Source organism: Yinghuangia seranimata (assembly GCF_029953285.1).
Taxonomy (GTDB): domain Bacteria; phylum Actinomycetota; class Actinomycetes; order Streptomycetales; family Streptomycetaceae; genus Yinghuangia; species Yinghuangia seranimata.
This window is the reverse complement of the sequence record NZ_JASAOI010000008.1, coordinates 53853-79745: the sequence shown is the minus strand read 5'-3', so window position 1 is coordinate 79745 and position 25893 is coordinate 53853. Positions and strand designations below refer to the sequence as shown.

Below are 25893 nucleotides of genomic sequence, written 5' to 3'. Positions count from 1 at the left end.
TGCAGCACCATTGCCGCGTTCCAACTCCGTTCTGGGCCGCTCGGCTGACGGCAATACTTGGGAGATGGACAGCTATCGGGGGCCGGCCACGCTGGAGTGGTGGGCCGACGGGTCCGCATGCTTGGGCGAGTTCGACGTTCAGGTTGCGATCCGCGTCGCCGGCGGCGACTGGGCCTGTGACGCATCACTCGGCCCCGAGCGCCTGCCGGACGATCATCGCGAGGTCTTCGACCTCCTGACGGTTCTCGACCCGGTCTTCACCCTGCGCTTCGATGAGCGCAGCGAGATCCTGGTCAACGTCCTGAGGGCCCAGCACGGCGAACATCTAGCTCTCACGGCCTACGAGCCCGCGGTGCCAAAAGGCTGGTCGAAGGCACCGGTGTCGTGGTGAGCGGAGCGGCCGGGGCGAATGCCAACAGGGCGTTCCACGCGTATCGAGCTGCGTGCGTCGATCTACCCGGAGCCGTCCACGCTGATGCGTTTAGTCGTTCTGTGGCGGGTCAGGAGCGGTCGGTAGGCGGTCGGGGCGGGTCGTATTGCTGCATCATGTGAGCAATAGGAAAAAACGGGCCTGTAACCAACTGTTCGCCGCCCTAGCCTGATCGACGGCCCCGGCCTGACTGACCGTCAGTCCGATCGTCGATCCGAGGTGGAGAACCTGTGCTGAGAAGCCCGCGTTTGACCGCTCAGACCCGACCGTCCGCCGCGATACGCCCGCTGCGCGCCGCCACGGCCGCGCTGATCACCACCGGCCTGCTGCTCACCGGCATGGGGGCAGTAGCCCCCGCCGGCGCCGCCGAAACGCCGTCCACGCTGGTCAAGAGCGTCCGGAACGTCACCCACCCGGGGGCCGCGGCCGCCGAGCACGGGGACACCCTGGACTGGACCCTCGGCTACCGCAACGCGACCAGTGGCACCACCCCCGCCCCGGCCGCCATCACCGACCAGCTGGCCGGTGCGGGCAACGCCCAGACGTACGTGCCCGGTTCGCTGCGCGTCCCGCCCGGCTGGAACGCGAGCTGGTCCACCGACGGCAGCACGTTCACCGGCACCGACCCGGGGACCGCCGCGAAGGCGGTCCGCGCCGAGAACCCGCTCGCGCTGGCCGGCGGCACCTCGCTCGCCACGCTGGCCCTCGGCCCGGTGAAGCCGACACCGCAGCCCACCGGCGGCGACGGGTTCACGCCCGTCCTGCACCGCACGCCCAGCGGCGAGATCGAGTCGTGGAACATCTACCACCACGCCGCGACGAACGCCCCGCAGGTCGTCTGCCTCAACCTGACGCTCGGTCAGCCGTGCACCGGCGGCCCCTGGCCGCGCCCGCTCAACACCGCGCCCGGCCCGCTCGGCAGCGGCGCCACCGGCAACATCGGCAGCCCGCTGACCCCGCAGTACGTCCTCGACCCGCAGCACCCCGACCAGCTGCTCTACCCGGCGGTGACCACCTCCGCGGTCGGCGTCGGCTGCGTCGACATGGCGGCGCGCGCCAACTGCGGCTTCGTCCCGCTGGCCACCATGGGCGGCTCCCCGAGCAGTGCGAACAACCTGGCGGGGCTGGTGCAGGTCGGCGACAACGTGTACGGCGTCGCCAACACCGGCCAGGTGCTGTGCCTGGCCCTGGCCACCCGCACCCCGTGCGCCGGCCAGCCGTACGCGCCCATCGTCGCCGCCAACCACGACCTGCCCGGCAACCCCGGCGCGCTCTACCTCGGCGGCACGGCCACAGTCGGCGGCAAGGTGTTCGCGTCCTCCTCGCCGCAGGGCGGCGGCTCCACGGTGCCCGGTCCGCCGGCGCTCGGCTGCTTCGACACCGCGACCGCGACCACCTGTGCGGGCTGGACCACCCCGCACAACGCCGGGCCCAACAGCGGCTACTACACCTACGGCGCCTACGCCTCGTACGACACCACCGGGCACGCCGACGGCGTGTGCACCAGCACGTCGGGCGGACCCAACGTCCTGACGACCTGCTACGGGCTCGACGGTTCCGCGCACGCCGCGCCCGCGACGCTGTCCTCGCTGGCCGGCGGCACGCTCACGTTCAGCCCGGAGACCGTCACCACCCCCGCCGGCACCCGCAGCTACTTCCCCGCCTGGGGCGGCAGCCTCGCCGGCGGCACGATCTGCCACGACTGGACGACCGCCGCGCCCTGCGCCGGCTTCCCGCTGCCCGCCACCCACCCCGGCGTGAACGGCGGCGCCACCCGCGACTACGGCTACACGTACGACGCCACCTCCCGCTGCCTGATCGGCCTCGGCGACGCGGGCTACCTGTTCTCCCTCGACCCGGCCACCGGCGCCAGCCCGTGCGTGCACAGCGGCGCGAGCGTCACGCTGAAGCCCGCCGACTTCTACTGCGACGGGGGCAGCGGCAACGTCCAGGGCTACACCCGGGCGCGGCTGACCGGACTCGACCTGACGCACGTCGACTTCGCCGCGTCGCGGGCGATGGTCACCGGCCCGGACGGCACCGCGATCGCCACCCCCGGCCTGGCCCCCGACGGCACGGTCGACCTGACCGGCATCGACCCGGCAGCCCACCCCTCGATCACCGTCACCGCGCAGCTCGTCCTCACCACGGCGGGCGACTTCGGCGGCGACAACCACCCGGCGCTGGTCGTCGAGTACCGGGGCGACCCGCCGCAGATCTGCTTCCGCACCACGGTGACCGCAGACTGCGCGACCACCTCGATCAGCAACACCGCGACCGGCGCCGACCCGACCGGCGCGTTCACCTCCAACACCGTCACCACCACCGTGGCGCCGGGGGCCGCCTGCCAGCCCGACATCACCGTCAACAAGGAGATCTGCGGCTCGCTCAACCCGCACGACTGCGCACCCGGCGGACCCGGGCCATGGGCGAAGACCAGTCCCGTCGGCCTGCTCGGGCTGTTGGGCACCGCGCACTGGCGGATCACCGTCACCAACGCGGGCCCGGTGGACGCCGCTTCCGCCACCGTCAACGACGCCACCACACCGTCGTGCCGACAAGCCGCCGGCACCTTCACCCTCGCCGCCGGGAGCAGCCGACAGATCTACTGCAACTCGTTCCTGCTGGCGCTGCCACTGAAGAACACCGCGTCCGCGAGCTTCGTCGCCGCGAACTCGCCGCCCGGCACGCCGCCGACGACCAGCGAACGCTCCGCGGCGGTGGCCTGCTCGCTGCTGTGCCTCCTCGCGGTGCCCGACCCGGTGTGACCCACGCCTGACGCGCCGCCTTTCGGCCCCTTCCCGCCCGGCTTCCCGCCGGGTGGGAAGGGGCCTTCGGGTTACGGGAGTTCCTCGCCCCGGGGCCGCGAGGCGGGCCTTATGGGCTGCCGGCATGGCCGGAGTGCGATGCTGGGGCGCGTTGCCGTGCGGGGCCTTCCGGTTTAGGCCGGAGCGTGGCGTGGCCGGTTGGTCGAACGGGGGTTGCGTGTGCGGGTGTTGGCCGGTCGGTACGAGCTGGTCCGGTTCGTCGGGCGAGGCGGCATGGGGGAGGTGTGGGAGGGCCGGGACCGGCTGATCGAACGGCGCGTCGCGGTCAAGCTCCTCCCGCACGCGACGGGCGACGCCTCGGGCGCGGCCCTGTTCTTCCGTGAGGCGCGCACCGCCGGGGCGCTGCACCACCCGGGCGTGGTGACCGTGTACGACCTCGGCCAGGACGACGCGGACGGCGCGCTGTACCTGGTCATGGAGTTCGTGGACGGCCGCGACCTGGCCGCGGTACTCCGCGAGCAGGGCCCTCCGGCGGTGGCCACCGCCGCGGACTGGGCCGCGCAGGCGGCGCTGGCGCTGGGGCGCGCGCACACCGCGGGGATCGTCCACCGGGACCTGAAGCCGGCGAACCTGATGCTCACCGCCGAAGGGCAGGTCAAGATCCTGGACTTCGGGATCGCCCGGTTCGTGGAGTCCACCAACCACTCCAGCAAGGTGATGGGCACCCTGGCCTACATGCCGCCCGAGCGCTTCGACGAGCAGCCCGGGGACGCGCGTTCGGACCTGTACGCGCTCGGCTGCGTCCTGCACGAGCTGCTGACGGGGAAGGTGCCGTTCCAGGCCACGGGGGCGGTGTCGATGATGAACGCGCACTTGCGGAAGGCGCCTACGCGCCCTGGGGAGCATCGCGCCGGGATCCCCGGCGAACTGGACGACCTGGTGCTGGAGTTGCTCGCGAAGGAGCCGGGAGACAGGCCTGCTCCGGCGGAGGAAGTGCATCGGCGGTTGCGGGCGGTGGTGGATGGGCTTGCGCCGCTGGCGCCGTCTTCGGCTTCGTCGCTGTCTCCGGCTCAGGCCTCGTCGCCGTCTCGGCCCGCTGCGCCGCCCGCCGCTCCGCCCGCCGTGACGACGGTAGTGGCCGCACCCGTGGTCGACCCGGACGCGGTTCCGCTCGACGCCGCGGTGACCATCGGCCCCGACCCAGGGCCGGCCGCAGGTGGCCTCGCCGGTGGAGACACCTCGCGCCCAGCCCGTCGCCGCTTCCTGTGGCTTGCCGTCGCGGGCGCCGCGACCGTGGCCGCAGGGGGCGTCACCGCCGCCCTCACCCTCACCGACGGCCCGGACGACCCCCGGAAGCCCCAGCAGGCCACGCCCGGCAATCAGGCCGCGTCCCAGCCGACCGGCCCCGGCGACGAGGCCGACTCACCCTCGCCCGCGGCGCAGCGTTCCGCCCCCGGGAAGCCGTGGACGTATCTGACCGATGGGAGGGTCGGATCGTCGCCGGCGGTCGTGAACGGTGTGGTCTACATCGGGGGCGGCGACCACAAGGTGTACGCGCTCGACGCGATCACCGGGGCCAAGAAGTGGGAGTACACCACCGGCCTCGGGGTCGGAGCGTCGCCGGTGGTGGCGAACGGGGTCGTGTACGTCGGCAGCAGCGACGCGAACGTCTACGCGCTCGACGCCGTCACCGGCGCCGAGAAGTGGGTGCACGCCGCGGGCGCCGAGGTCGACGCGTCCCCCGCGCTGGCGGGCGGCGTGCTGTTCGTCGCCTGTCGCACCGGAAACGTGTACGCGCTGGACCCTGCCACCGGCACCAGGAAGTGGACCTCCGCCACCGGTCACGGCGAGATCGATTCGCGTCTCCTGGTGCGGGACGGCCGGGTGTACACCACCAGCACCGACGGGAACGTCTACGCCCTCGACGCCACCACCGGTACCAAGAAATGGACGTACACCATCGGCCCCAAGCTCTTCTCCTCCCCGGCGCTGGCGGGCGGCGTGCTGTACGTCGGCGGCGGCGCCGACAAAAACGTGCACGCCCTCGACGCCGCCACCGGTAACAGGAAGTGGACCTACACGGCCGGCGACGACGTCAACGCGAGCCCGGTGGTGGTCGACGGGGTCGTGTACATCGGCAGCCAGGACAAGAACCTGTACGCACTCGACGCCGCGACGGGCACCAAGAAGTGGACCTTCGCCTCCGAAGGGTACGTCTGGAACGCGGTGGCGGTCGCCGACGGCGTGGTCTACGTCTTCAGCAGCGACAAGAATCTGTACGCGCTCGACGCCGCCACCGGCGTCAAGAAGCGGACGTACGCGACAAACGGCTACTCCGCCTCGGATCCCGTCGTGGCGGGCGGGCTGGTGTACATCGGCAGCTCCGACAACCACTTGTACGCCTTCGACATCGTCGGCTGACTCAGACCGGCCTCCCCGGCCCGCCGCGGCGCAGGAGCCGGCCGGGGACGACGGCTCACCACCGAGTTCGGACCGGTGGCCCGGTGGCCCGACCTCTTTGCCGCGATGTAACCGCACACGTGCACCACCGCCTGCGAGCCGGAAGCGCCTTCCGCTGCAACGCGACGGTGTTGCTCGCGGATGCTGACGAAGGGCGCCGTCCGCCCCCGGAGGGTTGTACGAGAGTGGCGCGGCATCGCCGTGCGCACCGACGAGCTCGCCACGCGATACCAAGCTGCGCTGCACGTGGCCGCGATCTTCCTCTGGTCCAAGCCGTGATTCACCAGACAGGCCCTGGCGGGCCCGCCCCGGAGCCTTGGTGCCGCATACCCCCCGGCCGACACCGAACGGGCTCAGGGGCAGGGGCCGTCGCTGACGGTCCAGGTGCCCTGCGGGTCGTCCGGAACCGTTGCGCAGACCTGGGCGCCGTTCCGGGGGTCGGTCACCGTGACGCCGCCCGTCGTGGCGAACGAGGCGGCCTCCACGGCCCGGAACCGCCCCACCGAGGTGAGCAGGTAGGTCGTCACCTGGCCGCGCGGCGACAGACTGCAGGGCGGCGGCGTGAAGCTCGTCTCGCCGCCCGGCAACAGGCCGCTCGGGTACACGAAGGGGGACGGCGGGGGCTCGGTCGCGCAGTGGCGGCCGGACTCGACCGCGGACCTGGCGATCGACTCCGCGGCGTTGTGGAGGGCGTCCTTCTCGGACCGGTCCTGGTTGTATCTGAGGAGCAGCACCAGCGCGCCCAAGGCGGCCATGGTCACGCCGAGACCGACGAGGTACCCGCCGCCCCGGCGCTCCTTCGCCGCGAGCAGGAGTGCCCCCAGGCAGGCCACGACCGCGCCGATCGTCAAGAGCGTGTACGCCGGGCCCGTCTCCACCGGGCCGGAGTCCACGCCGGACGGCGGCGTCCACTGCGCCACGAACATGGCGCCCCCCTCCGGTTCGGCCGGGAGTCTAATCGCCCGCCACTGCCGCGCCTTGGGCCGGGCGCTGGTCTAGGCCCGGCTCCTCCACGTACGACCGAGTACGAGACTTATGGACGGACACGCGTCGGCGTTCGCGCAGCTGGTTTGAGCCGGAGCTCACTCGATGCGGTCGAGGATCGCCAGAAGGCTGCGTGCCGGCTCGGTGGTTCCGGTGGACAGTTGCGCGCGTACGCTCGTCCGCTCGCGCGAGGCCACCTCGCCCGATCCGTAGAACCAGATCCACTCGTCGGTCGCGTCCGCGTCGGCGCCCGCGTCGGACAGGGCCTGGAACACCGGGGTGAGCCGGGCGACCTCGTCGGCGCTCAGCTCGGCCCACCGCCGGTACTTCACGCGGAAGACCGCCCACCACAACACCGGCTGCCGGGTGTCGGGGTGCGGAGCCTTGACGTCCGCGCCGCGTTCCAGCATGAGCTTCAGGACCGCGAGGCTCTCGGCGCCGGTCGCAGGGCGGTTGCCCAGTGCGCCCGCGACCGCGGCCTCGAGCGCGTCGTTGATCACGGGCTGGCGGCCGCTGATCTCCGGGGCCTCGATGAAGTTCACGTCGGCGCCGCGGTCGAGCAGCAGGCGGGCGATGTCGTACCGGCCCGTCTTCAGGGCGACGCCCAGCGGCTGCTGCCCCGCGTCCTTCTTCGGCGGGGGCTTGCGCACCGCGGCGACCAGCGCGGGGTTTTTGTCGAGCAAGGCCGTCACCACGGCGATGTCACCGTGTCGAACGGCCCGGAACAGCTTCTCCATCCGGAGACCCTAGCCGTCATGTTCAGCTTGCCGGTCAACCTCGGGGCGCTGCGCTGCTACCGAAAACTGACGGCTGGCCCGGTTGCCGGGGCGTTGGTCCATCTGGGGTAATCGGGTGCCTCCGGCCCGAATCGTGCTCGTCATGGAACGCCCTTGAAAATGTGGGACGTTGCCGGATCCCGGCGGGCGCGGAGGCGATTCGCGGCACATGGCAGCCACTCGGTTGGCGGTCCGCGGCTGTGCTAGAAAATCCCTGCCTCGAGGGCTCGCGCTCGGACAGGGCGCGCCGCGAAGGTCTGGCGCGCGATCCCTCGACGCAGGAGTCCGCGAGCGGGCGCGGCGCCGGGTAGGCTGCTGCGGCGCTCGGGATCTTGGGGGAGACCGCCCTCGCGCACCGGCCGGGCCACGCGGGCCCGGCCCGGTACGACACGACGGGGGCGAACGGTGCGCGGGATCCGACCGGCGGTGCTGGGGCTCGCCTTGGCGTTGGCTGCCGCGACCGGCTGTTCGTCGTCCGGGAGCGACTCCCACCCGGCTCGTCCGGCGTCGGACGCCTGGCGCCTGGTGTGGTCCGACGAGTTCGACGGCGCCGCCGGGACTCGCCCGAACCCCGGCAAGTGGGGCTTCGACCTCGGCGGCGAACCCTCGTGGGGCAACAGCGAGTGGGAGTACTACACCGATCGCCCCCAGAACGCCTCGCTCGACGGCTCCGGCCACCTCGCCGTCACCGCGCGCCGCGAGACCCTGCCGGGAATGGCTCCGTGCCCCGAGGGCACCTGCGACATCACCTCGGCGCGCCTCAACACCAAGGACCGCTTCGCCCAGAAGTACGGGCGGTTCGAGGCGCGCATCCGGATCCCGTCAGGGCAGGGGATCTGGCCGGCGTTCTGGATGCTCGGCGCGGACATCGAGCGCCATCCCTGGCCCGCCAACGGCGAGATCGACGTCATGGAGATCCTCGGCAGCGACCCGGCCACGCTGTACGGGACGGCGCACGCCCCCGGCTTCGGCGACAAGGGCATGGGCGGCAGCACCCGGCTGCCGGACGGGGCCGCGCTGAGCGACGCCTTCCACACGTACGCCGTCGAGTGGGCGCCTGACAGGATCACGTGGTCGCTCGACGGCACGCCGTACTTCGCCCTCGACCGCGCCTCCCTGCCCGAGGGCCGGACCTGGGTCTTCGACCACGGGTTCTTCCTCCTGCTGAACCTCGCCGTCGGCGGCGAATGGCCCGGCCCGCCGGACGACACGACGGTCTTCCCGGCCACGATGCTGGTCGACTACGTGCGGGTCTACGGCCGCTGACCCGGGGCGTTCCAGACGCGCCGCACGCTACGACCGACCGGCCAGGAGGTCGCCCACCGCGGCGACGCCCTCGGCGATGGCGCGTTCACCTACGTTGCCGAAGCCGAGCACGAGACGCGGCGGCGTCGCGGAGTGCGACGCGTGCTGCCCGCTCATGCCGTAGAGGCCGACCGAACGCGCTTTCGCGGCCGCCACGACGGCCTGTTCGTCGACGCCTTCCGGAAGGTGCGCGACGGCGTGGAAGCCGGCGGCCAGTCCGGTGACCCGCACGCCGGGGGCGTGTTCGGCGAGCGCGTCGAGGAGCGCGGTGCGGCGCAGCGCGTACGTCGTCCGCATGCGCCGCAGGTGCCGGTCGAAGCGGCCCGACTCGATCAGCCGGGCCAGGGCGTGCTGGTCGAGGGTCGGCGATCCGCGGTCGCTGCGGTGCTTGTGCTCGGTGACGGGGCCGGCGAGGTGCGGCGGGCAGACCATCCAGCCGATGCGCAGCGCCGGCACGAGGGACTTGCTCACCGTGCCGATCGCGATGACGAGGTCCGGGGCGAGGCCCTGCAACGCGCCGACCGGCTCGCGGTCGTAGCGGAACTCGGCGTCGTAGTCGTCCTCGATGACGACGGCGTCGCGGTCGCGCGCCCAGGCGAGCAGCGCCAGGCGGCGCTCGGGGGCGAGCAGTACGCCGGTCGGCCACTGGTGCGCGGGCGTGACGACGACCGCGCGGGCGTCGGTCGCGGCCAGCGCGTCCACGTCGAGGCCGTGTTCGTCGACCGGCACCGGGACGGCGCGCAGCCCCGCCGCCGCGGCCGCCTCGCCGACGGCCACGGGCGAACCGGGGTTCTCGTACGCGACGGTCCGGACGCCGCCGCGCGCGAGGACGTGCAGCGCGAGCGTCAGGCCCTGGGCGTAGCCGCCGCAGACGACGATGTGCTCCGGGTCGGCCGCGGCGGCGCGGACCCGGCGCAGGTACGCGGCCAGCACCTCCCGCAGGGCCGCGCTGCCGCGCGGGTCGCCGTAGTCGAGCGCGGCCGTCGGCAGCGTGCGCGCCGCCTCACGGGTGGCCCACAGCCAGTCGTCGACCGGGAAGGAACGCAGGTCGGGTACGCCCGTGCGGAAGTCGACGGTCAGCCGCGGTGTTTCACCGGACGACGGCGCGGGCCCGGTTTGTGCGACGGCACCCGCCGCCACCCGCGTGGCCGAACCCGCCCGCGTCACCAGGTAGCCCTCGGCCAGCAGTTGTGCGTAGCACTCCTGGACAAGCCCTCGGGAGAGGCCGAGGGCGCGGGCGAACTCCCGGGTGGACGGCAGGCGTTCGCCGACGCGCAGGCGGCCGGTGCGGATGGCGTCCCGCAGGCCGTGCTCGACCTGTGCGCGCAGTGGACGGCTGCTCGTCCGGTCCACGGCCAGCAGTAGTTCGGGTGGCGAACTGGACCACTCCAGAGGCATGTGACCGGATCTTACCGGCGATCCGGTCGGCGGCCTACCGTCGTGCCATGACGCCTCCCCATGACCCTGAAACCGTCGTTCGGGAACAGCAACCGCCCTTGGTGACACGGCCGTTGCTGCTGCGCTTCGTCTCGATGTTCGGCGCGTCGGTCAGCTTCTACCTCCTGCTCTCCGTCGTCCCCGCCTACGCGAGTGAGGGCGGCGGGGGAGGCGGGCGCGCCGGGCTCGCCACGGGGGCGCTCATGCTGGCCACCGTCGCCGGCGAACTCGCCACGCCCGCGCTCGTCAACCGCTACGGCTACCGCGCCGTCCTGGCCGTCGGCCTCGGCCTCATGGGCGCGCCCGCGTTCGCGCTGACGTGGTCCCACGGCCTGGCGTGGATCGTGGCGGTGTGCCTGCTGCGCGGCTTCGGCTTCGCGTTCACCGTCGTCGCGGGCGGCGCGCTGACGGCCTCGCTCATCCCGTCGGAACGCCGCGGCGAAGGGCTGGCGCTCGTCGGCATCGTCGGCGGGGTGCCGTCGCTGATCGCGCTGCCGCTGGGTGTCTGGCTGGCTGCGCACGTGGGCTACGACGTGGTCTTCGTGGCCGGGGCGGTGGCCGCGCTCGCCGCGGTGCCCACGGTCTTCGGGCTGCCGGACAGCATGCGCGCGTCGGGTCGGCCGGTCAGCCTCGCCGAGGGCATGCGCACCGGCGAACTGCTGCGTCCAGCGGTGGTGTTCGCGACCACGGCCGTCTCGGCCGGGATCGTGGTCACGTTCCTTCCCCTGGCCGTGTCGGCGTCGTCCACGGGGCTGGTCACGGTGGCGCTGTTCGTCCAGCCCGCGGCGGCCACCGCGTCCCGATGGCTCGCCGGACGGCACGGCGACCGGCACGGCTCGGCGCGGCTGGTCCTCCCGGGCCTCCTGCTGTCGGCGGCCGGGACGGTGCTCATGGCGCTGACGAGCAGCCCGGTCGCGGTCGTCGCGGCCGTCGGCGTCTTCGGGGCCGGCTTCGGCATCGCGCAGAACGCCACCCTCGCGCTGATGTACTCGCGCGTCCCGCCCGCCGGATTCGGCACGGTGAGCGCGTTGTGGAACTTCGCCTACGACGCGGGCATGGGCGCGGGCGCGCTCGCCTTCGGCTGGGTCGCGGGCGGGACGGGCTACCCGTGGGCGTTCGCGCTCACCGGCCTCGCGATGCTCGCGGCGCTCGGCCCGGCGTGGCGCGACCGGCGCGACGGCCCGAAACCCTCTTGATCATCAACCCGCCCGGTCCGGCAAGATGGACCCGGCCCCGCCCTGTTCACGCGGGGCCGCAGCGGCAACCCGTTCGGGTGCCGACCGCGTACGAGAGGAACAGCACCATGTCCGAGCCCCGTCAGCTCGAGAACGCACCGACCCCGTCCACCATCGCCGTCGTCGGCCCCGGCGGAGTGGGCGGCCTGCTCGCCGCACTGCTCTCCCGCGCCGGGCACCGCGTCATCTGTGTCGCAGGCGACGTGACCGCGGCCGCCCTGCGCGAGCACGGAATCCAGGTCCACAGCAGGCAGTTCGGCGACTTCGCCGTCCAGGTCGAGGCGGACACGGAACTGCGCGAGCCGGTCGACGTATGCATCGTGGCGGTCAAGAGCACCTCGCTCGACTCCGCCCTCGACCGCGTCCCGCCGAAGGCTGTGGCCGAAGGGCTGGTCGTGCCGATGCTCAACGGCATCGAGCACACCGACGTCCTGCGCACCCGGTACGGAGCGGACCGCGTCGTCCCCGCGGTGATCCGCGTCGAATCGGCCCGGACCGCGCCCGGAATCATCGAACACGGAAGCCCGTTCGTCGAGATCGACCTCGCCGGAGCCGAGGACCGGCTCGCCGGGCTCGCCGCGCTGCTGACCGCGGCCGACGTCACCACCCGCGTCCTGCCCGACGAGGAGCAGGCGATGTGGGGGAAGTTGGCCTTCCTCGCGCCGTTCGCCCTGCTCACCACGCGCTACCGCCGGCCCATCGGCGGGATCCGCACCGAGCACCGCGACGAACTGACCGCGCTCGTCGCGGAGACGGTCGCGGTCGGCCGGGCGTGCGGCGGGCAGGCCGAGGTCGACGTGATCCTGGCCCGCTACGACGCGTTCCCGGCCGAGAGCAAGTCGTCCATGCTGCGCGACGCGGAGGCCGGCCTTCCGCTGGAACTCGACGCCATCGGAGGGGCGTTGCTGCGCGCGGCGGAGCGCCACGGCATCGCCGTACCGCTCACCACCCGGCTCGTGACCGAACTGCGGGACGGTGCACAGTAGTCGCCGCATGAGCACCGGCCGGGCCGACCGCTCCGGCGGCGGCCCGGCTCGGTTCGGGCATTGGGGGGTTGTCCCCATCGTGGGCGGAACGTCGGCTACGTAACGTCGACGTAGCTGAACATCGATCGGATTCGCTCACACGGGGAATGCTCATGCGACGCCTACACACGCGCCTTCTTACGGCCGGGGCATTGGCCGCGCTCACCGTCGGCGGGCTGGCCGCCTGCACGCACGACGACAAGACCTTCGAGGACGACTCCCAGCTGCCCCAGCAGATCACCGGGATCCGCCTCGACAACAAGAACGGCAATGTGGAGGTGGACGCTTCGGCGGGTACCTCGGTGGTCTCCGTGCACCGCAAGGTCTCCTACCACGGCGACAAGCCGAGCGGCGCGTCGTTCACCGTCGACAACGGCGTCCTGACGCTGTCCGCCTGCGGCAAGAACTGCGGCATCGACTACGTCGTCAAGGTGCCCGCCGGCCTCCCGGTCTCGGGGAGCGAGGCCAACGGCAACCTCAAGCTGACCAACGTCGGCCCGGTCGACGTGCACACCGGCAACGGGCAGACCTCGGTGTACACGGCTAAGGGCCCGGTGAAGCTGCGCACGTCCAACGGCGACGTCCACGTCCTCGACGCCAATGGCGGTGCCGTCGACACCGAGTCGTCGAACGGCGGCGTGACGATCCAGACCGCCACCCCGCAGAACGTCAAAGCCCGTACGACCAACGGCAGTCTCACGGTCACGGCGCCGCCCGCCGACTACCAGGTCGCGGCGAACGTCTCCCACGGCGAGCAGAAGGTGGCGTTCCAGAACGACCCGGCGGCCAAGTACCGCTTGGAACTGTCGACGACGAACGGCGACTTGACGGTGAAGTCGGCGGGCTAGAACGGCGGTTCGCCCAGGGTCCCGCGCGGCGCGTCCCCGTGACGGGTCCCCGTGACGCGTCCCCGCGAGGGGGACTTACGCCCGCCCGGCCGCCGCCGTCCCGGCGAGCCGGCCCGCCGCGTACCGCGCGCCCGCCTCCGCGTCCCCGAGGACGAACCCCGCGATGTCGGCGAGCCGGTAGATGTGTCCGCCGCCGCCCCACTGGCCCTCGGGGACCTCCTGCGGGAACACCCATACGCGCAGCGCGTCGAGGGCGGTGTGCGCTCCGGGGCCCTTCTCGGCGTCGAGGATTGCGCGGGTGATCTCGGCGACCAGTGCCTCGCGGCGCCGGTCGTCGAGCTGCCCTTCCGGGACGCTCGCGACGACGCGGTAGCGCGGCTCCTCGGCGGGTGCGCCGGCGACGAACACGGCCGGGCGGTGGACGAACGCCCAGGCGATGGACCGGGCCTGCGGGTTCGCGGGGTCGGCGCCCTCGGCCCTGAGCAGGATGTCCGTGAGGCGTCCGAGCAGTTCGCGCTCGGTGTCGGCGGGCAGGGCGCCTTCGGGGATGTACACGTCGAGCATGGGCATGGCGGTCTCCCGGTCAGGTGTCTCTGAGTTTCGATACGAAACCCAGATGGCGTCGGGAGCGTAGGCAGGCTGCGTTGCGATCGTCAACCCAGCATGTCTAGAGTTTCCGCATGGCAGGCACGATCGACCGGACCCGGTACGCGAGCGACAACTGCTCGGTGGGGCGCACACTCGCCGTCGTGGGGGAGCGCTGGACGTTCCTCGTCCTGCGCGAAGCCTTCTACGGGCAACGGCGGTTCGAGGACATCCAGAGCACCCTCGGCGTCGCGCGCAACGTGCTGGCCGCCCGGCTGCAGACGCTGGTCGAACACGGTCTGCTCGTCCGCCGCCCGTACCGGGAACCGGGCAAGCGCGAGCGGTTCGAGTACCGGCTCACCGACCGGGGGACCGACCTGTTCCCCGCCCTGGTCGCCCTCATGGAATGGGGCGACAAACACCTCCCGGACGAGGCGGGCCCGCCCGTCGCGCTCGAACACCGCGACTGCGGCGCACGCCTGCACGTCGAGCTGGTCTGCGAGGCCGGCCACCGAGGCGACGGCGCCCTGGGGGGCCTGACCGCCCGCGACGCGACCCCGGTGCCCGGGCCGGGTGCCCGGCTCCGCGACGACGCGACGGCCTAGCGGCGTGCCCGACAGCGGCGCGCCGCCGGGGCCGCGGCATCGGTCGGTGTGGCGGCACTTGCGTGCGGAGTTGTCGATCGAGGCGCCCGGTGGCGGGAGTTCGTGGCCCCTGCCTCCGCTTCAACCCGCCAGGTCGCGCCGCCGGGTGCCGGTCAGGGCGGCGGCGCCCAGGAGCGCGGCCGCGGCGGTGAGCAGGGCGTACGGCAGCAACTCCACGGGCGCTCCCGGGAGTTTGGGCAGGTGCGTGAACGGCGACAGGTTCATCACCGCCTGCGGCAGCTGGATCGCCTCGCCGAGCATTCCCAGCGCCACACACACGGCGATCAGCGCCCACGCCGCGCCCGTCGCGCGCGGGGCCAGGCCGAACAGCGCCGCGGCGGCGGCCGCCACCGTCCAGACCGCGGGAAGCTGGGCCAGTGCGGCGCCCGCGAGTTCGGGCGCACGCGAGCCGTGCGCCAGGCCGATGGCGAGGCCGCCGACGGCCAGCAGCACCGCCGGGCCGAGTGCGGCGAACGCCAGATGGCTGCCCGCCCACCGGGTCCGGCCCACGGCCCCGGCCAGCACCGGTTCGGCGCGCCCGGAGGTCTCCTCTCCGCGCAGCCGCAGCACGCACTGGACGGCGTAGACGGCCGCGAGCAGCCCCAGGAACGACACCGCGCTCGCCAGCCACGCGTCGGTGATGCGCGACTGGCCGCCCATGCGGGTGATCACGTCGGTCACCGCCTGGTTGTCCTTCACCAGGTCGGCCACGCTGTCCGCGAGCCCCCCGTACACGCCGCCGACGACCACGAAGCCGGCCGCCCAGGCCGCCAACGCGCCCCGGTGCAGCCGCCACGCGAGTCCGAACGGGCCCGACAGCGCGGGCGATCCGACGGGCGGCCCGGGGCGTCCGGCGACGAGCCCGGCGCCGAGGTCGCGACGGGCGGCCAGCGTGTACGCGACCACCGCGCACACCGCCGCGAAGCCGAGCGGCGCGAGCAGCACCCACCAGCGGTCGCCCGCGTACGGGCGGGCGTTCTCGATCCAGCCGAGCGGCGACGCCCACACCAGCGGCGACGAGGCGTCGTCGGTCGCGGCGTCCCCGGCCGCGCGCAGGACGAACGCGGCGCCCAGCACCGCCCCCGCGAGCCCACGCGCGGAGCGCCCCGTCTCGACGACCTGCGCGGTGACCGCGGCCACCGAGCCGAACACCGCCGCACCGGCGGCCAGTCCGAGGCCGAACACCCAGGCCCCGGCGCCGTCTTGGGCGGCCGCGGCGAGCCCGAGCGCGGCCGCGAGGCCCAGCGCGAGTCCGGCGCCGCACGCGGTCAGAAGCGCCGCGGTGAGCGGCGCGCGCCGTCCGACCGCGCCCGCGGCGACGAGTTCGTGGCGCCCGGTCTCCTCGTCGTCGCGGGTGTGCCGCACGACGATGAACGCGGCCATCAGGCCCGCGAGCGCCGCCCCGACGACCGTGAACCGCCAGGCGGTGAGCGCGCCGGTGCCGTCCCAGCCGAACACCGGGCCGTAGAACGCGCGCAGCGACGCGTTGTCGTTGGTGCTCTGCGCCAAGCTCGCGCGCTTGGCCGGGGTGTCGTACAGGCTCGCGAACGACTTCGCGCTGCCGAGCACCACCGCGGTGATGCCGATCACCCACGAGGCGATCATCACGCGGTCGCGGCGGAACGCGAGCCGGGTGAGGGTGGCGGTGCCGGCGTAGGCGTTCAACGGGCCGCCCCCGCCTCGTCGTCGGCCTCGTCGCGGTAGTGCCGCAGGAACAGCTCCTCGAGCGTCGGAGGACTGCTGGTCAGGCTGCGGACACCCGACTCGACGAGGACGCGCAGCACGTCGCCGATGCGGTCGCTGTCCGCCTGCAGCCGGACGTGGTTGCCGTCGACGGCCAGGTCGTGCACGCCCGTCAGGCGGGCCAATCCGTCCGGCGGACCTGCGAGTTCGGCACTGACCGAGGTGCGGGTCAGGTGGCGCAGCTCGGACAGCGTCCCGGCCTCGACGGTGCGGCCCTGGCGGATGATGCTCACGCGGTCGCACAACGCCTCGACCTCGCTGAGGATGTGGCTCGACAGCAACACCGTGCGCCCGCGGTCGCGCTCCTCGGCGACGCAGCGGCGGAAGACCGCCTCCATCAGCGGGTCGAGGCCCGACGTCGGCTCGTCGAGGATCAGCAGGTCGGCGTCGGAGGCGAGCGCCGCGACCAGGGCCACTTTCTGCCGGTTGCCCTTCGAGTACGCGCGGCCCTTCTTCGTCGGATCGAGCTCGAACCGCTCCACCAACGCGGCGCGCCGCGCGGGGTCCAGGCCGCCGCGCAGCCGGCCCAGCAGGTCGATGACCTCGCCGCCGGTCAGGTTGCGCCACAGCGTCACGTCGCCGGGCACGTAGGCGATGCGCCGGTGCAGCGCGACGGCGTCCCGCCACGGGTCCCCGCCGAGCACGCGCACGTCACCGCCGTCCGTGCGCAGGAGGCCGAGCAGCACGCGGATGGTCGTGGACTTGCCGGCGCCGTTGGGTCCGAGGAAACCGTGCACCTCGCCTTCGCGGACGGTCAGGTCGAGTCCGTCGAGGGCGACCGTGCGCCCGAAGGTCTTCCGAACGCCGGTCGCGTCGATTGCCGTCGTCATGACCCGAATCTACACTGTCTTCAGAAAATCCTGAAGATAAAGAACGCGGGAAGGGCCCCGATAGGCTGGCCGACGCACACGATCCGAGGAGGCGAGGGCAGGGTGACGACACCGGAAGACCAGGTCGCGGCGTTCGTCGAGCGCTTCGCCGCGGAACTCGCCGAAGCCGGCATGTCCCGCATGCCCGCCCGCGTCTTCGCCGCCCTCCTCGCCTCGGACGACGGCGTCCTCGGCTCCGCCGACCTCGCCGACCGCCTCCAGATCAGCCCGGCCGCCGTCTCCGGCGCCGTTCGCTACCTCAGCCAGGTCGGCATGCTCGCCCGCGAACGCGAACCGGGTTCCCGCCGCGAGCGCTACCGCGTCCGCAGCGACCAGTGGTTCCGCACCTTCGCGTCGCGCGACCGCATGCTCGTCCGCTGGGAGGAAACCCTGCGCACCGGCGTCGCCGCCGTCGGCCCCGACACCGCCGCGGGCGAACGCCTCGCCGAGACCGTCGAGTTCTTCGAGTTCCTCCAGGAGGAACTGTCGGGAATGATGGACCGCTGGCGCGCGAGGCAGCAGTCGAAAGCCCCCGCCCCCGAAGCCGGTTGAGGCCTGTGGCTCCCGACTTCAGCTGACGGGGTCCTAAACGCGCACCCCTGGCCCACGTCCGCACCCGACGCCGGGCTGGATGCAACTCCCCTTTGGGCAGCACCTGTTCGACGACGCGGGCGCGCCGGCGTCGTGCCCGCAGCCCCTCAGGCGGACGCGGAGGCCACGAAGAGCGGAACCGCGACGAGGAAGCGGCCTGTCTCGGCGCGTCGGCGCTGTTCGGCGAGCCACTCGTCCGCCCGGTCGCGGTCCACGGCGCCGCTCGCGCAGGCCGCTTCGGCGAGCCTGTCGAGCAGGGGCAGCATCGCGGGGTCGGTGAACACGCTGGTGTGCGCCTCGACCGCGACATCGGCGAAGCCGCCGGCCACGAGCAGGCCGCGGTACTGGCGGCCGGCACGGGGAGTGCCCAGCAGGTCGGCGCGGGCGTGCACGATGGTGCGGGTGAGCGCCGCGTCGTCCGAGTCGATCATGACGGCGTCCCAGTCCTGACCGACCAGCACGATCCTGCCGCCCGGGCACAGCACGCGTCGCGCCTCCGCCACCGCGCGCCCCGGCTCGTGAAGTACGTGGAAGACCTTGTCGGCCCGGTAGCCGCGCACGCTTGCGTCGGCGAACGGCAGATCCTCCGCCCCGGCCTCCCGGAACTCGGCTTCAGGCCACCGGCACCGGGCCGCGGCCAGCATCCGCGCGTCGGGGTCCACACCCACGGCGTGGACCCCGCGTCCAGCCAACTCGGCGACGGCCCGTCCCGCGCCGCAGCCGACGTCCACGACGGTCGAGCCCGGGACGAGGGACAGCAGTTCGTACGAGCGGTCCCGCAGCCGAGCCGCGCCCGGCATCCGGTCCGCGGCGTCGAGGACGGCCAGCAGGGCGTCGGTGTCGCGGTGCTCTTCCACCGCTTCATGGTTCGTGGACATGCACGTCATGCTGCGACTTAATGTCGGCATGAAGTCAAGCGACGACAGCGGCGCCGACACCCTGAGCATCGGCGCGCTGGCGGCACGCTTCGGCTTGGCCACGCATGTGCTGCGGCACTGGGAGGCGATGGGCCTGCTGAGCCCCGGCCGGGACGCCGGCGGGCGCCGCCGCTACGGCGCGGACGACCTCACCCGCGTGGCCACGATCCTCCTCCTGAAGGAGGCGGGCCTCGGTCTGAACGCCATCAGGAGCCTGTCCGCAGCGGTCGACCGCGCCGGCCGGCAGGAAGTCCTGCGCCCCGCCGCCGAGGAGTTCCGATCGAGAATCGCCGCAGCCCAGGCGTCCCTGGAACTCATCGAAGGAGGCCTGCGCTGCGGACACGAGGACGTCACCCGCTGTCCGAACTACCAGCGCCTCATCGCCGAACGCGTCGGTCTCGAAGGCCCTGCCGGGGGCCGGCTCTGATGGCCGGAGCTCAGGCCGCGCCGACGACGTTCGTGGGCGGTCAGTCCAGGGCCCGGACCGAGCGGCCCAGGCGGGCCAGGTTGCGGAGGCGGCGTTCGTAGCCCCAGCCGAGGAGGATCAGGGCGACGCCCGCGCCGGCGAAGACGGCCCAGCGGGGGAGGGCGTGGTAGGCGGCCAGGACCGGGGTCGAGAGCTGGAAGACCGCCACCACGGAGAGGGTCGCCGCGCCCATGACCAGCGGGGCCTGGAGGCGGAACCGGCCGCCCGCGAGCAGGGTGGCGAAGGCGGCCGCGCCGAGGAGGGCCGGGCGGATCGCGCCGTCGTCGGCGACGGCCTGCGGGAGGGAAGGCAGCAGCGTCAGCGCCAGGCCCGCGCCGTACGCCGGCCACGAGCGCAGGTCGGTGCGGGTTCGCCGCAGCCGCCAACCCGCGGCGAGGCCTAGGAGCCCCGCGGGCAGCGTGTACGCCTCGACCACGGACACACCGCGCACGCCGAGCGCGTCCCAGTACGCCGCCAGCAGCAGGACCGCGCCCGACAGCCGAGACACCGCCGGCACGGGTCCGGTGTCGCCGCGCCGGGTCGGGAGCGTCCCGGCGAGGACGGCCGCCGTGCCCGCGATCGCCAAGGCGATCCATACCCGTTCGAGATCCGCGCCCGGGCCCACCGCGCCCGCCGCCGCGCCGACCGCGAGCACCGCCGCGGTCGGGTCCACCTGCGGCACGATCGCGTGCGGCAGCTGCGGCAGCAGGACGAACAGCACCGCCGCCACCGTCACCGCGGTCAGTGCAGCGTGCGCCGCGGTCATCCCCGTGGCGGACGCACCGGCCGCCGCGGTGGCGACCAGCAGCCCGGCCACCAGCGGGGCCCACACCGGGCGGAACGCGGACCGGCCTTCCGGCACCCGCGCTGTCGCCGCGACGACGCCGAGGGCGAGGACGGCGGTGAGTGGTCCGGTCTCCTGGGCGGACGTCAGGGCCGTCGCGATGTAGGCGAGGGCGGCGGTGAGTTCGAGTGTCCACGAGAGGGTTCGCCGGGTCGGCGAAGCGTCGTCGTCCTTGTCGAGCGACACGCCGCGCGGCGAGGCGTTCGGCGCGAAGGCCAGCACGAGTGCCGCCACCAAGGCCCCCGCGACCGCCGACCACGCGGGCCCGGCGCCGGTCGCCCGTGCGCCGAACGCCGCCGCCCCCACGGCGGCCGGCACCGCCGGGGCCGACCACGCCGCCGTACGCGCCGGAGCGTCCAGCCGCGCAGCCGCCACTGCGGCGACGGCCAGTACGCCCAACGCGATCGCGAACGCGCCGGGCCGGTCCGCCGCGGTGGCGGCGCCGGTCAGCGCGGCGAGTGTCGAGACCGCGGCGACCGCCCAGGCCTCCGTGGGCCACCGCCGGGACGCCCGTACGGCGGCGACCAGCACCAGCGCGCCCACCGCCGCGACACCGGCGCCCGCGACCTGCCGGTCCATCTCCCGCCACGCGGCCGCCATCGCGAGGTCCGAGAACGCCAACGCCGAAGCCGGCGCCGCCAGTCCGGGACGCCACATCGCCGGTACGGCGCCGATCAGCGCCGCCAGCGCGAGCGCGGCCGCGGCCCACGTGGCGATCGAGACCTCCTTGTCGGCCAGCGACCACACGACGCTCAGCGCGACGAACAGCAGCCCCACGCCGCGCGCGGTGTCCGCCGGGCGGCCCTTGAGCCGCGCCGCGGCGACCACAAGCCCGACGCCGACCGCCAGGTCGTAGCCGATGGCCACGGCCGACGGGATGTCCAACGAGCAGGGGACGACCGCGAGTTCGGCCGCCACCGTGGTGGCGAGGGCGATCCACGCGATGCCGCGCCTCCCGAGCAGGTGCGCGGTGAGGGCCGCGGTCAGCCCGGCCGCCGCGACGCCCAGCAGCGGCGCGGTCCCGAAGTCCCACTGCCACGCCAGCCGAGGCGACAGGAACTCCCGTGCGTCCAGCCGCTCGTGGTCCGACGACCAGGGCGTCGACAGCCACGAGGCCGGGGCGAACACCGCCGCACCGACGGCATAGAGCGCCTGGATCCCACCCGCCACGGCCGGCACCGCCAGCACGATCAGGGCGCCGCGCCGGTACGGCCGTCGCACGGCGTACACGACCGCCACCGCCACCAGCGTGAAGACGGACACGTATGCCGCCGCCCACGCGGTCGAAAGGTCGTCGTCGTTCGCGTCGTTCGGCAGCAACGCGAGCGCCATCGGCACGGCGAGGTAGAGCGCCGCCGCACACGCGCCGGAGGCGACGTGCCGGATCACGGCGAACGCGCGCATCAGCCACGCCGTGAACCCGGCCGTCGCAGCGACCAGCAGCATCGAGAACGCCGCGGCGCCCTCGCCCGTCTCGGACAGTGCCAGGCCGAACGCGGCGAACCAGTAGACGCCCGCCGCCAGCAGCGCGATGCGGATCGCGGGGGAGCGAGGCACCGTGCCGGACGCGCCGGTGCGGGCCGCGTGCGCGTCCGCCTTGGCCGTCGCCTCGGCGGCCGCGTGCGTACGGAACATCCAGTGCAACAACAGCATTTCGGCCGCCGCCTGAGCCGTGAATCCGACCGCGAGCGGCACCCGTGAGTCCTGCGCGACGCCGATCCACCCGGCCACCAGAGGGAGTGGTGCCTGCAACAGCAGCGCGGCCGAGACCCGCAGCGTGCGCAGACCCAGCACGAGACTCCCGGCCAGCGCGCCCCCGCCGACCGCGGCGAGCGTGACGGCGGTGACCAGGAGACCGTCGACACCGCGCAGACCGGCCAGGTCCGCCGCCCACGCCGCGTATCCGTCGAGCAGGCCGAGTGCCACCGAGACAGCACCCAACGCCTCTGCGGTCAAAGGCAGATCGCGCCGTTCGGCGAGTGCGGAACCGGTCACCGCCGCGAGCAGCATCAGCGCCATGACGATCGCCCGGCCGCCGGTGCCGGAGCGCTGCCAGGTGACCGCGACGAAGATGACCGCCGCGACGACGAGGAACAGGACGCCGGTGCCGAGGAAGAACCGCGCGACCCGGCGGCGGCCGACCTCGGGGTCGGGCGGGGTGGACGCGGGCCATGGCGTCGCGTACGCGGGCGGCGACTGCGGCGGCACGTACGCGGACGACGGGGGCGGAGCAGGGACGAACGCCGGGGCGACAGGTGCCGGCGCGGGCTGCGGCACCGTCGGAGCGGTGACCGGAGCGTCGGCTGAAGCCACGTCAGACGTCGTGGTGACGGCGGCGGGTGCCGTGACGGCCCACGCCCGCAGCCCGTCCAGCAGCACCTGCCGCCGCTCCAGCAGGTGCCGAGCCTGCGCGCTCACGTGCCACAGCTCGACGGCCATCGCCCCGCGCAGCGGCAGTCCGCACGCCCCGCACGCCTGGGGCAGCGGCGCGGACAGCGGTCCGCCGCAGTCCGGGCACCTGGCGGGATCCGCCAGCAGACTGATGTCGATCATCGCCAACTCCCCTGAGCGCCTCGCGGTCACGCGCGGGCGGCCCGGACCGCCGCACAAGCACGCGACCCGCGACCCGCACCGACCGCACGTCTCGAACGGGCCTGCGTGCGGGCGAACGATCGATCGACCGCACCCGCACACGGAGTTCCCGTTCCGTACGCCCACCGTGGCGCATTAGTGCGGGTGGTGCCATCCGTAGGACTACTCAGGTCGGGCCCGCGGAACGGTTGCGCCCGGTACTCAACCCGTGGGTGCACGTCGTCGCCTGGCGGCTCGTCAGGCCGGCGGCGGCGCGCCGAGCGACAGGTGCCGCAGAACGGAACGCCGCCGACATGCGGACCCGATCGACGGCGAAGCGGAAACACGCCCGACTAGGGGCGTGCCCCCAGCTCCAGGTTCACCGCGCCGCGCAGCAGGGCGCGGGCCCGGTCCAGGGGGAGCGAACCGGCAAGCCAGCGTTCGCTGAGGCCCTCGACGAGGGAGGTCAGGCGCTCGGCGGCGTCCGCGGCGACGATCTCGGGCGCGGCGTCGCCGAGTTTCTGGGCCTGGCGGATGAGCTCCTCGGCGTCCCCGGTCCAGCCCGCCGTCGCCTCGCGGACCTGGCCGGCCAGCTCGGGGGAGAAGACCGCGCTCGCGCGGAACTCGCTCCACGCGGTGCTGTTCTCGATGACGTCGGGGGCGTCCTGGAGCTCGAGGAGGAGCATCTCCTCGAGCCGGGTCCGCGGGTCGGCGGCGGCGTCGGTGGCGGACTGCGTGTAGCGTTCCGCGCGCTCGTTGACGAACTCCCAGGTGTGCTGCATGAGTCCGGCGCGATCGGTGAAGTGGTAGTAGATGAGCCCGGTCGAGACGCCGGCCTCGGCGGCCACCTCGTCGACCCGTAGGCCGCGCACGCCGCGGCGGGCGACCAGCCGCGCGGCGGCTTCCAAGATCAATGCCTGACGGCTCGACACACTGACACCTCATCAGAAACTGACTGAATCTTCAGCCACGATACCTGGTGAAGAGGGAAATCGTTGACGGGAGTCGCATGCCGTCGGTGCCGTACGCCCTGCGCGCCGACCAGCCGGTAAGCTCTGCGCCCGTGGCCGACCGTCGAACAGTGATCATGGAAGCCGCCGCGCGGGTCATTGCGAGGCGCGGCGTCCGGGGCCTCCGCGTCGAGGAGCTCGCCGCCGAGGCGGACGTCTCGACGGGCCTCATCTACTACCACTTCAAGAACCGCGAGGGTGTGCTGCGCGCCACTCTCGGCTTCATCAACGACCGGGCCGGCCGGTACACCGCCGAACAGGTCGCCGGCGCCGGGCTCGACAACCCGCGTGCCGTCCTGGAGCAGACCCTGCTGCTGGAGATCCAGGACACACCCGAGGTCCGAGAGAACTCCACCGCGTGGGGCGAGCTTCGTTCCAGCGCGGTGTTCGACGACTTCCTCCGCGAGGACCTCGGCGAGGCCACCCGGGTGTGGGTGGGCGAGGTGGCCGACCTCATCGCGGGCGTCATCCCGGCCGTCCCGACGGACGCCGCCCTCGCGGCGGGCGAGCGGCTGACCGCGCTGCTCGAGGGCGTGAGTGGACGCTGGCTCTTCGGCGGCCTGACCGCTGAGCAGGCCCGCGACCTGATGCGCGCGGGGATCGACGTGGAACTGGCGCGCCTGGGCGGCTGACGACGTAGCGACGCGCAGCGCACAAACGGCACAGAAGAACACAAGGCCCACCCTCGGAACCTCCGAGGGTGGGCCTTTGCCGTGCCCCGCCGCCCCGCCGACACTCCACATAGTCTATTTAGACTGTTAGAGTTCGACCATGCCGCGTCGTGCTCTCGACAACCCGCTCGTGCCCGCCGTGCTCGGACTACTCCTCGAACAGCCCGCGCACCCCTACCAGATGTTGTCCGACCTGCGGAAACGCAGTGACAACCACGCCGCCGCGACGACCCGCGGAACGCTCTACAACACCGTTGCCGCGCTCACCGAGGCCGGTTGGATCGCCGAACAGGGCCAGCAGCGCTCCGGCAACCGCCCCGAGCGGACGGTGTACGCGCTGACCGAGGCCGGACACGCCGAGCTCGTCCGCCGCCTCGACGCCGAGATCCGCAACCCCGAGCGGGAGTTCTCCCGCTTCCTCGGGGCCGTCAGCCACCTCGGCGCACTCGGCCCGGACGGCGCCGTCGACGCCCTCACCGAACGGACCCGGCGCCTCGCCGACCGCACCCAGGCCGACGAACGGCGGCTCGCCGAGGCGCTCGCCCAGGACGTCCCGCGGCTGTTCGTCATCGAGGCCGAGTACGCCATCGCCCTCGCCCGCGCCGAACTCGCCTGGATCGACGCGGTCGTCGCCGACATCCGCAGCGGCGCGCTGGCCTGGCCGGACGCGGGCCCCGCCAGCCCCACCGAGTGACCGACCCCGCGAGAGGACACCATGCCCCACCCCGCCCCCGGCACCCTGCTCTTCGGCATTTACCCCGGCAGCGCGACCGGCGACGACACCGGCGGGCTGGCCGCCGGCAAACCCGACGACCCCGAGCGCATAGACGCCCTGCTCGACCGGCTCCAGGGGCCCGAGGGCAGGCCGTTCCTCGTACGCGCCTACCTCCAGTTCACCGACCGGACCGAACTCGGCGCCCCGCACCCGACCGCGACCCCGCCGGACGCCGCCCGGCACGCCGTACGCGGACGCCGCCTCGACCTGGTGGCGCAGTATCAGTCGGCCGTCGGCGACGTCGACGGCTACTGCGCCTTCGTCCGCGAACTCGTCGCGCAGTACGGCCCGGTCACCGAAACCCTTCAGATCACCGAGGAACCGAACGTCGCCGGGAACCCCACCCTCGACGGGCACTACCCCCGCGTCCGCGAGGCCCTGATCCGCGGCGTCTCCGCCGCGAAGGCCGCCGCACGCGAACTCGGCCACCACCACCTGCGCGTAGGCTTCAACACGACCCCGCTCTTCGGCCCGTCCGCCGTCTTCCCGGCCGAACTCGTCTCCGAAGGCGGCGAGTTGTTCGTCGCGGACCTCGACTACATCGGCCTGGACTTCTTCCCGGACGTCTTCCGCCCCGTCCCCGCCGACGAGTTGGCCGCCACCGTCGAGGGCCTGCTGTGCCACCACCGCGACACGGCTCTCACCCCGGCCGGGCTCGGCCACCTCCCGCTCGTCGTCACCGAACACGGCTGGCCGACCGGTCCCGACCGCACGCCCGAGCGCCAGGCCGAGGTCGTCGACACGGTCGTCGGCACCATGGCCGCCCACGCCGAGGCACTCGGCCTCGCCGGATACACCCACTTCGCGCTCCGCGACGCGGGCAGCGGCAACCCCGGCCTGTTCCACCGCTTCGGAATCACGACCGACGACTACACGCCGAAACCGGCCTTCGCCGTGCTGCAGGCGCTGATCGCCGAGCACAGCGGCGCCTGACAGCCC

22 protein-coding genes are annotated in these 25893 nt (G+C 73.5%); 13 read left to right on the top strand and 9 right to left on the bottom strand.

Going from position 1 to position 25893, the window contains the following annotated elements; all coding sequences use genetic code 11:
- Positions 1-64 precede the first annotated feature (64 nt).
- The 3 genes from QI554_RS05810 to QI554_RS05800 all read left to right on the top strand — a co-directional run bounded on the left by QI554_RS05810 (position 65) and on the right by QI554_RS05800 (position 5619).
- Positions 65-391, top strand: a complete 327-nt coding sequence (locus tag QI554_RS05810; RefSeq protein ID WP_281466575.1) for a hypothetical protein — start codon at positions 65-67, stop codon at positions 389-391.
- Between the two features lie 287 nt (positions 392-678).
- Complete coding sequence (locus QI554_RS05805) at positions 679-3198, top strand: DUF7617 domain-containing protein (protein ID WP_281466573.1); 2520 nt, start codon at positions 679-681, stop codon at positions 3196-3198.
- A 225-nt stretch (positions 3199-3423) separates the two neighbouring features.
- Positions 3424-5619 carry a serine/threonine-protein kinase gene (locus tag QI554_RS05800; RefSeq protein WP_281466571.1) on the top strand — a complete coding sequence of 732 codons (2196 nt, stop codon included), beginning with the start codon at positions 3424-3426 and terminating at the stop codon, positions 5617-5619.
- Positions 5620-6011: 392 nt separating this feature from the next.
- On the opposite strand, the gene QI554_RS05795 is transcribed toward QI554_RS05800, so the two are convergent.
- Together QI554_RS05795 and QI554_RS05790 are read right to left on the bottom strand one after the other, a co-directional pair.
- Positions 6012-6584, bottom strand: coding sequence for a hypothetical protein (locus QI554_RS05795; protein ID WP_281466569.1), 573 nt, complete (start codon positions 6582-6584; stop codon positions 6012-6014).
- A 156-nt stretch (positions 6585-6740) separates the two neighbouring features.
- On the bottom strand, positions 6741-7379 hold the full coding sequence (locus tag QI554_RS05790; RefSeq protein ID WP_281466567.1) for an ankyrin repeat domain-containing protein: 639 nt from the start codon (positions 7377-7379) through the stop codon (positions 6741-6743).
- 444 nt (positions 7380-7823) lie between these two features.
- Between QI554_RS05790 and QI554_RS05785 the strand changes: the two genes are divergently transcribed.
- Positions 7824-8684, top strand: a complete 861-nt coding sequence (locus tag QI554_RS05785) for a glycoside hydrolase family 16 protein (RefSeq protein ID WP_281466565.1) — start codon at positions 7824-7826, stop codon at positions 8682-8684.
- Positions 8685-8711: 27 nt separating this feature from the next.
- Here QI554_RS05785 and pdxR read toward each other — a convergent pair whose 3' ends face one another.
- Positions 8712-10121, bottom strand: coding sequence for a MocR-like pyridoxine biosynthesis transcription factor PdxR (gene pdxR / locus QI554_RS05780; protein ID WP_281466563.1), 1410 nt, complete (start codon positions 10119-10121; stop codon positions 8712-8714).
- 47 nt (positions 10122-10168) lie between these two features.
- Here pdxR and QI554_RS05775 point away from each other — a divergent pair, with 47 nt between their 5' ends.
- The 3 genes from QI554_RS05775 to QI554_RS05765 all read left to right on the top strand — a co-directional run bounded on the left by QI554_RS05775 (position 10169) and on the right by QI554_RS05765 (position 13268).
- Positions 10169-11356: an MFS transporter gene (locus tag QI554_RS05775; protein ID WP_281466561.1), complete on the top strand. Its 1188-nt coding sequence runs from the start codon at positions 10169-10171 to the stop codon at positions 11354-11356.
- 107 nt (positions 11357-11463) lie between these two features.
- Positions 11464-12381 (top strand): ketopantoate reductase family protein, encoded by a 918-nt coding sequence (locus tag QI554_RS05770; RefSeq protein ID WP_281466559.1) that lies wholly within the window; start codon positions 11464-11466, stop codon positions 12379-12381.
- Between the two features lie 152 nt (positions 12382-12533).
- Positions 12534-13268: a DUF4097 family beta strand repeat-containing protein gene (locus QI554_RS05765; protein WP_281466557.1), complete on the top strand. Its 735-nt coding sequence runs from the start codon at positions 12534-12536 to the stop codon at positions 13266-13268.
- 75 nt (positions 13269-13343) lie between these two features.
- On the opposite strand, the gene QI554_RS05760 is transcribed toward QI554_RS05765, so the two are convergent.
- Positions 13344-13838, bottom strand: a complete 495-nt coding sequence (locus tag QI554_RS05760) for a tautomerase family protein (protein ID WP_281466555.1) — start codon at positions 13836-13838, stop codon at positions 13344-13346.
- A 110-nt stretch (positions 13839-13948) separates the two neighbouring features.
- On the opposite strand from QI554_RS05760, the gene QI554_RS05755 reads away from it, so the two are divergent.
- Entirely contained in the window at positions 13949-14458 is a 510-nt protein-coding gene (locus QI554_RS05755; protein ID WP_281466553.1) for a winged helix-turn-helix transcriptional regulator, read from the top strand.
- A 120-nt stretch (positions 14459-14578) separates the two neighbouring features.
- Here the strand turns inward: QI554_RS05755 and QI554_RS05750 are convergent, their stop codons facing one another.
- Together QI554_RS05750 and QI554_RS05745 are read right to left on the bottom strand one after the other, a co-directional pair.
- A complete protein-coding gene (locus QI554_RS05750; RefSeq protein ID WP_343230762.1) occupies positions 14579-16162 on the bottom strand; it encodes an ABC transporter permease in 1584 nt (527 codons plus the stop codon).
- Positions 16159-17070: an ABC transporter ATP-binding protein gene (locus QI554_RS05745; protein ID WP_281466551.1), complete on the bottom strand. Its 912-nt coding sequence runs from the start codon at positions 17068-17070 to the stop codon at positions 16159-16161. The genes QI554_RS05750 and QI554_RS05745 overlap by 4 nt, the downstream gene beginning before the upstream one ends.
- Positions 17071-17172: 102 nt before the next feature.
- Here QI554_RS05745 and QI554_RS05740 point away from each other — a divergent pair, with 102 nt between their 5' ends.
- Positions 17173-17661, top strand: coding sequence for a GbsR/MarR family transcriptional regulator (locus QI554_RS05740; RefSeq protein WP_281466549.1), 489 nt, complete (start codon positions 17173-17175; stop codon positions 17659-17661).
- A gap of 146 nt (positions 17662-17807) precedes the next feature.
- Here the strand turns inward: QI554_RS05740 and QI554_RS05735 are convergent, their stop codons facing one another.
- Positions 17808-18578: a methyltransferase domain-containing protein gene (locus QI554_RS05735; RefSeq protein ID WP_281466547.1), complete on the bottom strand. Its 771-nt coding sequence runs from the start codon at positions 18576-18578 to the stop codon at positions 17808-17810.
- A 7-nt stretch (positions 18579-18585) separates the two neighbouring features.
- Between QI554_RS05735 and QI554_RS05730 the strand changes: the two genes are divergently transcribed.
- Positions 18586-19044: a MerR family transcriptional regulator gene (locus QI554_RS05730; RefSeq protein ID WP_281466712.1), complete on the top strand. Its 459-nt coding sequence runs from the start codon at positions 18586-18588 to the stop codon at positions 19042-19044.
- 40 nt (positions 19045-19084) lie between these two features.
- On the opposite strand, the gene QI554_RS05725 is transcribed toward QI554_RS05730, so the two are convergent.
- Positions 19085-22480, bottom strand: coding sequence for an SCO7613 C-terminal domain-containing membrane protein (locus tag QI554_RS05725; RefSeq protein WP_281466545.1), 3396 nt, complete (start codon positions 22478-22480; stop codon positions 19085-19087).
- Positions 22481-22851: 371 nt separating this feature from the next.
- Positions 22852-23430: a TetR/AcrR family transcriptional regulator gene (locus QI554_RS05720; RefSeq protein ID WP_281466543.1), complete on the bottom strand. Its 579-nt coding sequence runs from the start codon at positions 23428-23430 to the stop codon at positions 22852-22854.
- A gap of 155 nt (positions 23431-23585) precedes the next feature.
- On the opposite strand from QI554_RS05720, the gene QI554_RS05715 reads away from it, so the two are divergent.
- From QI554_RS05715 to QI554_RS05705, 3 genes are all read left to right on the top strand, one after another.
- Positions 23586-24140 (top strand): TetR/AcrR family transcriptional regulator, encoded by a 555-nt coding sequence (locus QI554_RS05715; protein WP_281466710.1) that lies wholly within the window; start codon positions 23586-23588, stop codon positions 24138-24140.
- A gap of 139 nt (positions 24141-24279) precedes the next feature.
- On the top strand, positions 24280-24873 hold the full coding sequence (locus QI554_RS05710; RefSeq protein ID WP_281466541.1) for a PadR family transcriptional regulator: 594 nt from the start codon (positions 24280-24282) through the stop codon (positions 24871-24873).
- Positions 24874-24894: 21 nt separating this feature from the next.
- Positions 24895-25887 (top strand): glycoside hydrolase 5 family protein, encoded by a 993-nt coding sequence (locus QI554_RS05705; RefSeq protein WP_281466539.1) that lies wholly within the window; start codon positions 24895-24897, stop codon positions 25885-25887.
- Positions 25888-25893 lie beyond the last annotated feature (6 nt).

What these genes read in the sequence shown, in the direction of transcription:
- QI554_RS05810 (WP_281466575.1), top strand. Translation starts at nt 65, where the DNA reads ATGGACAGCTATCGGGGGCCGGCCACGCTGGAGTGGTGGGCCGACGGG.
- QI554_RS05760 (WP_281466555.1), bottom strand. Translation starts at nt 13,838, where the DNA reads ATGCCCATGCTCGACGTGTACATCCCCGAAGGCGCCCTGCCCGCCGAC.
- QI554_RS05770 (WP_281466559.1), top strand. Translation starts at nt 11,464, where the DNA reads ATGTCCGAGCCCCGTCAGCTCGAGAACGCACCGACCCCGTCCACCATC.
- QI554_RS05775 (WP_281466561.1), top strand. Translation starts at nt 10,169, where the DNA reads ATGACGCCTCCCCATGACCCTGAAACCGTCGTTCGGGAACAGCAACCG.
- QI554_RS05725 (WP_281466545.1), bottom strand. Translation starts at nt 22,480, where the DNA reads ATGATCGACATCAGTCTGCTGGCGGATCCCGCCAGGTGCCCGGACTGC.
- QI554_RS05715 (WP_281466710.1), top strand. Translation starts at nt 23,586, where the DNA reads ATGGAAGCCGCCGCGCGGGTCATTGCGAGGCGCGGCGTCCGGGGCCTC.
- QI554_RS05710 (WP_281466541.1), top strand. Translation starts at nt 24,280, where the DNA reads ATGCCGCGTCGTGCTCTCGACAACCCGCTCGTGCCCGCCGTGCTCGGA.
- QI554_RS05745 (WP_281466551.1), bottom strand. Translation starts at nt 17,070, where the DNA reads ATGACGACGGCAATCGACGCGACCGGCGTTCGGAAGACCTTCGGGCGC.
- QI554_RS05795 (WP_281466569.1), bottom strand. Translation starts at nt 6,584, where the DNA reads ATGTTCGTGGCGCAGTGGACGCCGCCGTCCGGCGTGGACTCCGGCCCG.
- QI554_RS05735 (WP_281466547.1), bottom strand. Translation starts at nt 18,578, where the DNA reads ATGTCCACGAACCATGAAGCGGTGGAAGAGCACCGCGACACCGACGCC.
- QI554_RS05705 (WP_281466539.1), top strand. Translation starts at nt 24,895, where the DNA reads ATGCCCCACCCCGCCCCCGGCACCCTGCTCTTCGGCATTTACCCCGGC.
- QI554_RS05790 (WP_281466567.1), bottom strand. Translation starts at nt 7,379, where the DNA reads ATGGAGAAGCTGTTCCGGGCCGTTCGACACGGTGACATCGCCGTGGTG.
- QI554_RS05730 (WP_281466712.1), top strand. Translation starts at nt 18,586, where the DNA reads ATGCTGCGACTTAATGTCGGCATGAAGTCAAGCGACGACAGCGGCGCC.
- QI554_RS05765 (WP_281466557.1), top strand. Translation starts at nt 12,534, where the DNA reads ATGCGACGCCTACACACGCGCCTTCTTACGGCCGGGGCATTGGCCGCG.
- pdxR (WP_281466563.1), bottom strand. Translation starts at nt 10,121, where the DNA reads ATGCCTCTGGAGTGGTCCAGTTCGCCACCCGAACTACTGCTGGCCGTG.
- QI554_RS05755 (WP_281466553.1), top strand. Translation starts at nt 13,949, where the DNA reads ATGGCAGGCACGATCGACCGGACCCGGTACGCGAGCGACAACTGCTCG.